7 protein-coding genes, 1 tRNA gene, 2 rRNA genes and 1 pseudogene (1 of these 11 cut by a window edge) are annotated in these 10,000 nt (G+C 55.6%); 3 read left to right on the top strand and 8 right to left on the bottom strand.

Annotated elements, in window-relative coordinates:
* The 3 genes from AC1D35_RS13110 to AC1D35_RS13100 form a co-directional block, all read left to right on the top strand.
* Nucleotides 1–2,709 (top strand): 23S ribosomal RNA (locus AC1D35_RS13110); it begins 130 nt to the left of the window's first position.
* A 125-nt stretch (nucleotides 2,710–2,834) separates the two neighbouring features.
* Nucleotides 2,835–2,949: ribosomal RNA gene (rrf, locus tag AC1D35_RS13105) — 5S ribosomal RNA — on the top strand.
* A 262-nt stretch (nucleotides 2,950–3,211) separates the two neighbouring features.
* A tRNA-Met gene (locus AC1D35_RS13100) sits at nucleotides 3,212–3,288 on the top strand.
* A gap of 327 nt (nucleotides 3,289–3,615) precedes the next feature.
* Here AC1D35_RS13100 and AC1D35_RS13095 read toward each other — a convergent pair.
* The 8 genes and pseudogenes from AC1D35_RS13095 to AC1D35_RS13060 all read right to left on the bottom strand — a co-directional run.
* The gene (locus tag AC1D35_RS13095; protein WP_113311415.1) at nucleotides 3,616–4,239 is read right to left on the bottom strand and encodes a DUF1684 domain-containing protein; all 624 of its coding nucleotides are present in this window, start codon (nucleotides 4,237–4,239) and stop codon (nucleotides 3,616–3,618) included.
* A 196-nt stretch (nucleotides 4,240–4,435) separates the two neighbouring features.
* On the bottom strand, nucleotides 4,436–4,669 hold the full coding sequence (locus tag AC1D35_RS13090) for a hypothetical protein (RefSeq protein ID WP_162748618.1): 234 nt from the start codon (nucleotides 4,667–4,669) through the stop codon (nucleotides 4,436–4,438).
* Nucleotides 4,662–5,045, bottom strand: a pseudogene (locus AC1D35_RS13085) (nuclear transport factor 2 family protein). The gene AC1D35_RS13090 and the pseudogene AC1D35_RS13085 overlap by 8 nt, the downstream one beginning before the upstream one ends.
* A 71-nt stretch (nucleotides 5,046–5,116) precedes the next feature.
* Nucleotides 5,117–5,668, bottom strand: a complete 552-nt coding sequence (mug, locus tag AC1D35_RS13080; protein WP_113298029.1) for a G/U mismatch-specific DNA glycosylase — start codon at nucleotides 5,666–5,668, stop codon at nucleotides 5,117–5,119.
* 136 nt (nucleotides 5,669–5,804) lie between these two features.
* The gene (locus AC1D35_RS13075; RefSeq protein ID WP_477855365.1) at nucleotides 5,805–6,362 is read right to left on the bottom strand and encodes a TetR/AcrR family transcriptional regulator; all 558 of its coding nucleotides are present in this window, start codon (nucleotides 6,360–6,362) and stop codon (nucleotides 5,805–5,807) included.
* Between the two features lie 112 nt (nucleotides 6,363–6,474).
* A complete protein-coding gene (locus AC1D35_RS13070) occupies nucleotides 6,475–7,416 on the bottom strand; it encodes an aldo/keto reductase (RefSeq protein ID WP_477938678.1) in 942 nt (313 codons plus the stop codon).
* Between the two features lie 79 nt (nucleotides 7,417–7,495).
* The gene (locus AC1D35_RS13065; RefSeq protein ID WP_113311412.1) at nucleotides 7,496–9,067 is read right to left on the bottom strand and encodes an MFS transporter; all 1,572 of its coding nucleotides are present in this window, start codon (nucleotides 9,065–9,067) and stop codon (nucleotides 7,496–7,498) included.
* The coding region (locus AC1D35_RS13060) for an HlyD family secretion protein (protein ID WP_477938677.1) at nucleotides 9,060–10,000 on the bottom strand (941 nt) is incomplete at its 5' end. The genes AC1D35_RS13060 and AC1D35_RS13065, both read right to left, overlap by 8 nt.

Here is a 10,000-nt window from a genome sequence, read left to right as displayed (position 1 = left end):
ACCTTAAATGCTTGGGAAATCTGTTCTGTTGGCTTTTGGTTGATCGAAGCGCAAGCTTCGCAAGGCCAGGGGCCAAACGGGAGAGGTTTCCAAGCATTGTGATAAGGTATCTTACTTTCGAATACATAGGGGTAAGAAGCGAACGCAGGGAACTGAAACATCTAAGTACCTGCAGGAAAGGACATCAACCGAGACTCCGCAAGTAGTGGCGAGCGAACGCGGACCAGGCCAGTGGCATTAGTGATTAAAGCGGAACGCTCTGGAAAGTGTGGCCGTAGCGGGTGACAGCCCCGTACGCGTAGATATCATTAATGTCCTAGAGTAGGGCGGGACACGTGAAATCCTGTCTGAACATGGGGAGACCACTCTCCAAGCCTAAGTACTCGTGCATGACCGATAGCGAACAAGTACCGTGAGGGAAAGGTGAAAAGCACCCCGACAAGGGGAGTGAAATAGTACCTGAAACCGGATGCCTACAAACAGTCGGAGGGGGCAACCCTGACGGCGTACCTTTTGTATAATGGGTCAACGACTTAGTGTAACAAGCAAGCTTAAGCCGGTAGGTGTAGGCGCAGCGAAAGCGAGTCTGAATAGGGCGATATAGTTTGTTGCATTAGACCCGAAACCGAGTGATCTAGCCATGAGCAGGTTGAAGGTTGGGTAACACCAACTGGAGGACCGAACCCGCATCTGTTGCAATAGATTGGGATGACTTGTGGCTAGGGGTGAAAGGCCAATCAAACTCGGAAATAGCTGGTTCTCCGCGAAATCTATTTAGGTAGAGCGTCTGGCGAATACTCCCGGGGGTAGAGCACTGGATGGGCTATGGGGACTCACCGTCTTACTGATCCTAACCAAACTCCGAATACCGGGAAGTACTACCAGGCAGACACACGGCGGGTGCTAACGTCCGTCGTGAAAAGGGCAACAACCCTAACCTCCAGCTAAGGTCCCCAAGTCATGGCTAAGTGGGAAAGGATGTGAGGATCCCAAAACAACCAGGATGTTGGCTTAGAAGCAGCCATCATTTAAAGAAAGCGTAACAGCTCACTGGTCTAAATAAGGGTCTTTGCGCCGAAAATGTAACGGGGCTAAAGCCATGCACCGAAGCTGAGGATTTGCAGTAATGCAAGTGGTAGCGGAGCGTTCCGTAAGCCTGTGAAGGGATACCTGTGAGGGGTCCTGGAGGTATCGGAAGTGCGAATGTTGACATGAGTAACGATAAAGAGGGTGAGAGACCCTCTCGCCGAAAGACCAAGGGTTCCTGCTTAAAGTTAATCTGAGCAGGGTTAGCCGGCCCCTAAGACGAGGCGGACACGCGTAGTCGATGGGAACCACGTTAATATTCGTGGGCCTGGTGGAAGTGACGGATCGCACAAGTTGTTCATTCTTATTGGATTGGATGGGCAGCGGAGCGGTTCCAGGAAATAGCTCCACCGTATAGACCGTACCCGAAACCGACACAGGTGGTCAGGTAGAGTATACCAAGGCGCTTGAGAGAACTATGTTGAAGGAACTCGGCAAATTGCACGCGTAACTTCGGAAGAAGCGTGACCCCATAGTAGGCAACTATTGTGGGGTGGCACAGACCAGGGGGTAGCGACTGTTTATCAAAAACACAGGGCTCTGCGAAGTCGCAAGACGACGTATAGGGTCTGACGCCTGCCCGGTGCTGGAAGGTTAAGAGGAGAGGTGCAAGCTTTGAATCGAAGCCCCAGTAAACGGCGGCCGTAACTATAACGGTCCTAAGGTAGCGAAATTCCTTGTCGGGTAAGTTCCGACCTGCACGAATGGCGTAACGACTTCCCCGCTGTCTCCAACATAGACTCAGTGAAATTGAATTCCCCGTGAAGATGCGGGGTTCCTGCGGTCAGACGGAAAGACCCCGTGCACCTTTACTATAGCTTTACACTGGCATTCGTGTCGGCATGTGTAGGATAGGTGGTAGGCTTTGAAGCGGGGACGCCAGTTTCCGTGGAGCCATCCTTGAAATACCACCCTTATCGTCATGGATGTCTAACCGCGGCCCGTTATCCGGGTCCGGGACAGTGTATGGTGGGTAGTTTGACTGGGGCGGTCGCCTCCGAAAGAGTAACGGAGGCGCGCGATGGTGGGCTCAGACCGGTCGGAAATCGGTCGTCGAGTGCAATGGCATAAGCCCGCCTGACTGCGAGACTGACAAGTCGAGCAGAGACGAAAGTCGGTCATAGTGATCCGGTGGTCCCGCGTGGAAGGGCCATCGCTCAACGGATAAAAGGTACGCCGGGGATAACAGGCTGATGACCCCCAAGAGTCCATATCGACGGGGTTGTTTGGCACCTCGATGTCGGCTCATCGCATCCTGGGGCTGGAGCAGGTCCCAAGGGTTTGGCTGTTCGCCAATTAAAGCGGTACGTGAGCTGGGTTCAGAACGTCGTGAGACAGTTCGGTCCCTATCTGCCGTGGGTGTAGGAATATTGACAGGATCTGTCCCTAGTACGAGAGGACCGGGATGGACATATCTCTGGTGGACCTGTTGTCCTGCCAAGGGCATAGCAGGGTAGCTACATATGGACGGGATAACCGCTGAAGGCATCTAAGCGGGAAACCCACCTGGAAACGAGTATTCCCTATCAGAGCCGTGGAAGACGACCACGTTGATAGGCCGGGTGTGGAAGTGCGGCAACGCATGAAGCTTACCGGTACTAATAGCTCGATTGGCTTGATCGTTCTCATTGACAATGCTCATCCCCGGCGAACGCCAAAGCGTTCGTCCGGATGATGATGCTAAAGACGTGTTCAAATAAAATGGATGTGAAAACATCCGCCAGCTTCTCAAAGTTGCGCTTCGCTGACCTGGTGGTCATGGCGGGGTGGCTGCACCCGTTCCCTTTCCGAACACGGCCGTGAAACGCCCCAGCGCCTATGGTACTTCGTCTTAAGACGCGGGAGAGTCGGTCGCTGCCAGGTCTGCAAAACGCAACTAAAATCTTCTCTTTGCATTTATTATACGGCCCATGCCGTCACAAAGGGCCGCTCTCAAAGCGGCCTTTCGTGTTTGGTGGCTTGGTGCCATATGACACGAGACAAATTGCTCTGCAATTTGCTCGGCAGTGATCCGCAAAGCGCTTGCGCTTTGCGTAGACGCGACAAATCCCAAAGGGATTTGCGCAAATCGGTATTTTGCCTCAGGCAAAAACCTGGACGGACGACGCTAGCGTCGACTGGATAACGCGGGGTGGAGCAGCCCGGTAGCTCGTCAGGCTCATAACCTGAAGGCCGCAGGTTCAAATCCTGCCCCCGCAACCAAATCACATCACACATACAAACAGCAACGACATCGCAAACATCCCCATCCGTGGGGCTATCTGCGTTTCTCGCCCTTCGCATAAACTTTGGCAGCCAGCCAGTACGACGAGATAAGACGTCAGCGGGGAGGCGGCTGAATCGGAGCCATGCCTGAAGACAAAAAATCCGTCATGAAACGAAGCTCTTTGTTCGAAAGCATCTTGAAAGCAGGGCTCCGAACCGTAGCCCGCTCTGAAACGGTAGAGGTAATGCAGGCGTAAAATGTGGGCGGGCGATGCGTTACCATTCCTGCATTTGCCGGGAACTCGGTGTTGCAAGGCTAGAGGATCACGCTTTCGAAATCGGATGCCGTTCTCCAGCTCTTACCGCGCCACTCAATCGATTTCCTGATGGTGCCAACGGGCACACATAGCGCGAGGAATAAGCGCAAGAAGGAAAATAGGAGAAGTTGAAATCAAGGACCAATGTTCCATCTGAGCCGACAGCTCCCAGGTCCGCTCCCTTGATTGTGTCGAGGAGATATCGTCCACCACCATATGTCTCGGTGCCTGAAGTCGCGTCCACGAAAGGCAGGAAGACGCCACCGCCATACCCCTCGATCCAGTAAAGCGTCAATTCACCACCCAATCTGGTCATGAGACCCTCGGTACGTGCGAACGAACGCATCGACAGGTCGCCATCCGCTCCAGTTGCAACTGTCATCTCTTCCGGCATTACAGGCTCAAGCCGTACCGTCAGGCGCAATGAGGGGTCATACGGAAATGTTGTCGGCCCTTTGAACGCTTGGCGTTCTGCCACTTCAATTGGCGACTGAGAATGATCGAGGAACAGAGATGTCCGCGTATCGCACCAGAGGTGCCAGGCAGCGACGACGTCCGAGCTGGAACGTATCGCGTAGTAAAGGTCGGCGATCTTCTGCCGCCAATCCCAAAGTTGTTCAGCTTCTGTCATCTGATATCCTTTCTTGTCGTCGGCTTGCCGGGGCCTGGGTCAATCCTGGCCATTTTTTCGGTACAACTGCTATATATTTCCTGCTTAAGATACCGTCGTCATGCTCCTGACGGATCCTATTGCGCCACACGACGAGTCCACAGCCAAAAGTCCCGTTCCGTCCCTTTGCGCAGGGAGACATGCGGCTTTGGATTTGTCAGGCTGACGCGGTATGAGGTGAAACAACAACCTCCGCAAAAGCTTGCAAAGCCATGGGTTCAAATCCCATCAAGGCGTGCCAGTTGATGGGGATTGGTGATGACCAATTGCCTCCAAGAGCCGAGGTGACCCGATTGGTTCTTTGGGCGTCACGTACTGCAGCGAGGAGAAAACTTGATAAAAAGCGCCGTTCTTGATGCGCCATTCCTGGGAAGTTCGGAAATTTAGTCACTCGGCCTCTCGATAAACTGCGCGCGCGAGGGCGAGGGCTCGAAAACGTCCGAAAAGTATTGTGTTTCGCGCACGACAAGCCTCTTCTGGAACTCCATAATGCTGAGGACGCAGGACGGCCTGCCGTCATAGAAGAGCGTGTATTCCGTTACCCAGAGCGTGCGGGCGCCTGAGATTCGCCGAACAGCAAACCGTTTTGTGTTCGGTTATGCGACCCGACTCGATTCAATGTTCGACCGACCACGAATACGCTCGCCCGATTGTGGGTAATCCAGCACGGCATCTTCATCGTAAATCTCGTGTTCGGTGACAAAGTCACCCGCGTCCGACGCTTTCCAATGCAGCTCTAGGGCTTCTTTTATGAGTTGTTCTTCCATCTAGCTCCTCCCGAGAGCCCGCGCTTGTAGTCTTGGTAAGCTCCCATTCATTCTGTCGCTTGATGGTCGCTTCACCGGCTGAGACAGAGTTCGCGGTAGTGTTCCACCAACCGTACCAGGTCGAAGGCCCTGTTCAGTCCGCTGGGATTTGGCAAGACCCAGACTGAGGCTCCAGCAAAAAGATCTGGCTGCCTGCCCCAATTGATCGACGCGTCGTTATTGATCGCTGCATATGCCGCCTTTCCCAGGAAGGCGAGTGTAGCAGGCGCAAATGTCCTTATCTTGTTTTCGAGGGCGGGAGCAGCACTGAGATAATCGTGCCTTTTGAGCTCACCTGCACTTTTCGTTGGCCTTGCCACAGCGGAAGTCAGGCCCAGGCCATAAGCCAGAAGTTCCCGCTCTTCGTTTGCTGCCAATTGGCGTGGCGTAAAACCGGCAAGATGGAGAACCGGCCAGAAGCGGTTGCCCCGGTGGGAAAAATTGTGCCCGTCACGCGCAGCTGAAAGCGCGGGATTTAGCCCACAGAAGATGACGGATAACCCCGGCGCGAGGATCTCTGGTGGTCCAATCACTTCCGCCGCGTCGACGGAAACAGCTTTGCCAAAACCTGCAATGGATGGCATTCCCGGGCCTCCTAGCCTGACGCATATCCCTCGGCTGCACTATACCGAAAGCTGCTTTTGACTAAGTTGCGTATCTGCGCCGCCATGGTTTCCCAAAACAGTGGCTATGCCGCTGCGATGATGACTATAGTAGCAATCACGCTCGCACGCCCGCAATCTGGCGCATCACGGGGGAGATCCCATCCTCCCGATCCAACTCGCGGGTGAGAAGCCGAAGCCAACTATAGCCGACCCATAGCGAAACCTTGTCACCGACTTCTTCGGCACGGATCTCGCCGCGAGAGGCCGCGTCCATCATGATCTTCTTCACATCGGCAGTGCGCTCGGGCAGAAACCGGTCACGTAGGGCACTCAAAGCCTCCGCAGTACCCTGCGCCTCGGCAATCAGGCCGCGCAAAGCGGCTCCGGCGGGCTGTGACGCCCAAAACCGCCATAGGCTCGTGGTGTATTGCACCAGATCCTCGACGAGGTTTCCCGTGTCAGGGATCATGACGAAAGTCGAGCGTTCCGTCGCATAGATCGCGAGAAACAGATCCGCTTTCGTCGGGTACCACCGATAAATCGTCGTTTTTCCTGCTCCGGCACGGCGTGCCACTTCATCGACGGAAAACCCGGCGTAGCCTTTCTCCGCAATAAGCTCCTTGGCTGCCGCCAGTACGGCGGCTTCAGCTTCCGGACTGCGACGAGACCCCACCGAGGTCCGCTTCTTTTGAGGGGCAGAGTGCTTTATCATCATGTTGAATGGCCTAGCTTGACTCGCGGGGGTCGATCAACACCGGGAATGCGAATATCCGCCTACCGGATATCTACCGGACTTGAGGTATGAAGCCGGGTACACCGGTCTCCACCACGCTGTTGAAGCGGATGTTGGTCTTGATCCCGTCTCGCATCTCGCGCATTGCATCTTCAGGCAGAGCCGAGATGTCAAAGTTCTCTTCAATTCGATGTGGCGTCTTTGAAGTTGTCAGAAACGCGGTGCCTCGCTGCACCGCCCAGGCCAGCGCAGCCTGTGCCGGTGTCTTGCCGACACGCGCCGCGATGGCTTTGATGACGGGATCGTCCAGCAGGTTGGGTTCCATGTTGTGACCCAGGGGCGCAAAGGCAAGCAGGACTACTCCATGCTCCTGGCAGAATTCCAGCATTTCCCATTCCGGCAGATAGGGGTGCGATTCGACCTGGACGACGGCGGGCTTGATCCGTGCGACTGCAACGATTTCCCGTAGCGTTTTCAGCGTCACATCCGATAGCCCGATCGACTTGCCTCGGCCACTGTCAACGAGACCTTCCAGCGCGCGCCATGTCTCGATCAGCGTTACGCCGGAATCGTAAATGACCTGGCCGTGCTCGTCTCTCGGGTCCYGGTCATCGCCAGCTTGAAAGGCGAAAGGGGTGTGAATGAGATAGCAATCGATGTAGTCGACCTGCAATCGGCGGCAGCTCGCCTCGAAGGCGGGTTTCACCCGTGCCGGACGGTGATTGGTGTTCCACAGCTTGGTAGTTATGAAGAGGTCTTCTCGTTGAACAATGCCTGCGGCGAACGCTTCCTGCAGCGCTTCTCCGACAACCTGTTCGTTGCGATACCTTTCCGCGCAATCGAAATGCCGAAACCCGACCTTCAGTGCCGTCAGAACGGCCTGTTTTGCCGCGACGGGATCAGGGATTAGTGTCCCAAATCCCACAGCCGGAATGGCGGTATCTCCGTTGGAAAGGCCAATTGTCCGGTGGCGAAATAAGTCGGAGTTTGTCATTTTCTATCTCCCATCTTCGAGTTCGAGGCGGTGAAACACTTTGGACAGTTCGATGTCGAGCTGGTCTGAGTAGCTGAGGTCACGAGGACAGAGTCTGGGTGGTGAGCGGATGCGCTGGCGACTTGGTCATCAGCGAGACGACCAGCAACCCCAGGATGGCGGCCAGAAACGTACACCAAAAGCCATCGATGTAAGCCTGGACGTTCGCTTCTCGCTGCACGATACCAGCCAGCAAGCCAATGCCCAACTTCGCATCGCTTGCCTGTGTGCCAGAAGATCCCGATCCGTGGCCTAACACAAGCGACATCGAACCCAGTCCGCGCGTCGGGCTCGTGACGTGGAGCCCGATGAGATAGGAGTGCAACTGCTCGCGCTGGCGTATCCAAGTCGCCATGATCGCTCCCACCGTCTCCGAACACATCAGCCGAACGACCTGCACGTAGGCGGTGAGGGCGATGACGCGCGCCGGATTGACGTTGCTGAGCAAGGTGGCAACGGCGGCAAGGAAGACGATCTCTTCGCCAAATGTCTGCAGAATGCCGATGAGCTTGAATTCCGGCAGAGACCACTGGCTGGTCAACTGCGTTCCGAGCCAGGCGGAAAGAGCAAAACAGCAAAACCCTATTATCAATGCAAAGCGCTGTTTGACTATCCGCACCAGTGCCACCGCCGTGACCGTCGCGCCGGCAAGCAGCAGGATCGCGCAAGGGCCTGAGAAGTCACCAATCTGTTCCGGGCGCAAATGCGCGACAGTCACCAGAAAGTTTGGCTTCAGCAGCGAACTTCCGAGGCTGGCGGTCATAAAACAGAAGATGGCAACAAAACCGAGAGCTATGTTTCTCGACAACAGGACGGAAACATGCGCCCAGGGATTTGCGACGCGGGACTCGTGCCACAGAAAGACGCCGGCGAGAAAAGCGGCCGCGCCAAGCATAGCGATAACGTAGCCGGATTGAAACCAATCCAGCCGGTTCCCCTGATCGAGCCCGAAGTAGAGCGTCGTCAGTGAAACGCCGAAGATCATCATGCCGCCCCAGTCGCCCCGTTTGAGAAGCGCTCGATCGATTTCGACCGGTTTTGCGCCAAACCAGAACAGCATGCCGATGATAGGCGCAACGATCGCACCCTGCCAATATATCCATTGCCAGCCTATGCTCTGAGCGTAGCTCCCGGCCGTGTAGAGGCCGAGGTTCTGCGAGAACGGGATCCGAATGACGTAGAACGCAAGTGCTACGATCCAGTACCTGCGATCGAGGTTTCGAAACGCCGTCATCATGGTCGCACCGACAAACATTCCCATCATCGCGGCCCTGATCGCATGCAGCGAAATGAGAACCTCGAAGCTCTGACAATAGGGGATGAGAATGGATGCGGTGGAGTAAACGACAGTCGGTCCAACCAACACCCTTCTGACCCCGAAGACGGCGATCATCCACCCTACGCACGGAGCAACAAGAACCTGCGGAGCCGTGGCGAAGGTCCCAAGCCAGGAACCCTCGTCGGAATTCAGGCCAAATGCGCCTCGCAGATCCGCAAGCCCGATGCCGAACATACGAAGGTCAAGAGCGGTCAAAATCGATGCCATTAACACGGCGATCGCAACAAACCCCTGTCGGGCAAGATCCTGTCGGGAAGAGACATTCTCAGCCATGACTTTCTCCTTCCCCTGTGGCGATCCGGGTTACGACCGACATGCCAGGACGGAGGCGATCATAGTTTGCCTGGTGAGGATCGAGTTCGATGCGTACCGTCAGACGTTGAACGACCTTGGTAAAATTCCCGGTGGCATTGTCCGCCGGAAGCAGTGCGAAGGTCGATCCGCTCGCCGGCGAGATTTTGGAGACCGTCCCGTGAAGGTTCTCTCCAGGCAGCATATCGACCGATATATCGACATCCTGCCCCTCCCGAACCCGAGCCAGTTGATTTTCCTTGTAGTTGGCCAGAACGTAGACTTGCGGCAGCGGCACGACGGAGATCAGGCTCGTTCCAGCTGTGACATACGCGCCGAGCTGGACATTGCGTTTTGCAACGACTCCATCAAAGGGCGCGCGGATTTCCGTATAGCCCAACTCCAGTTCGTTCGCGGCCACTTCTGCAGCGGCTAAATCGACATCCGCAATCAAGGCTTCTCGTTGCTTGGCAAGCACATCAAGCTGGGCTCTCTGCGCGTTCACCACCGCTCCGTTCATCTTCGTATTGGCGAGAGCACGCTCATGAGCTGCAGTTGCCTTCTCCAGCGTCTGAATTGAACTTGCGCGAATATCGCCAGTCAGTTTCAGCTGACGTTCCATCTCCTTGCTTGTCTGAACCTCGTCGGCAGCAGACGCTTGCTGCTGCGCGACTGCAACATCGACTTGCGCGAGCTGAAACGCACGTTGGCTATCATTGTTTTGGAGGTGTGCACGCGCCGCAGCGAGCTTGGCCTTCGATGAAAGCAATGCGATTTCATATTGCGCACGATCAATCGAGAACAGAAGGTCTCCGGCCTTGACGTGGGCATAGTCGCCAACCGCGATCGCCTGCACGGCGCCGCTTACGCGAGTACCAACCGCGATCGCCTGCACGGCGCCGCTTACGCGAGTAC

Source organism: Rhizobium sp. P1_E6 (assembly GCF_056405875.1).
The sequence above is the reverse complement of the archived record's forward strand: the minus strand, read 5'-3'. Positions and strand labels throughout refer to the sequence as shown.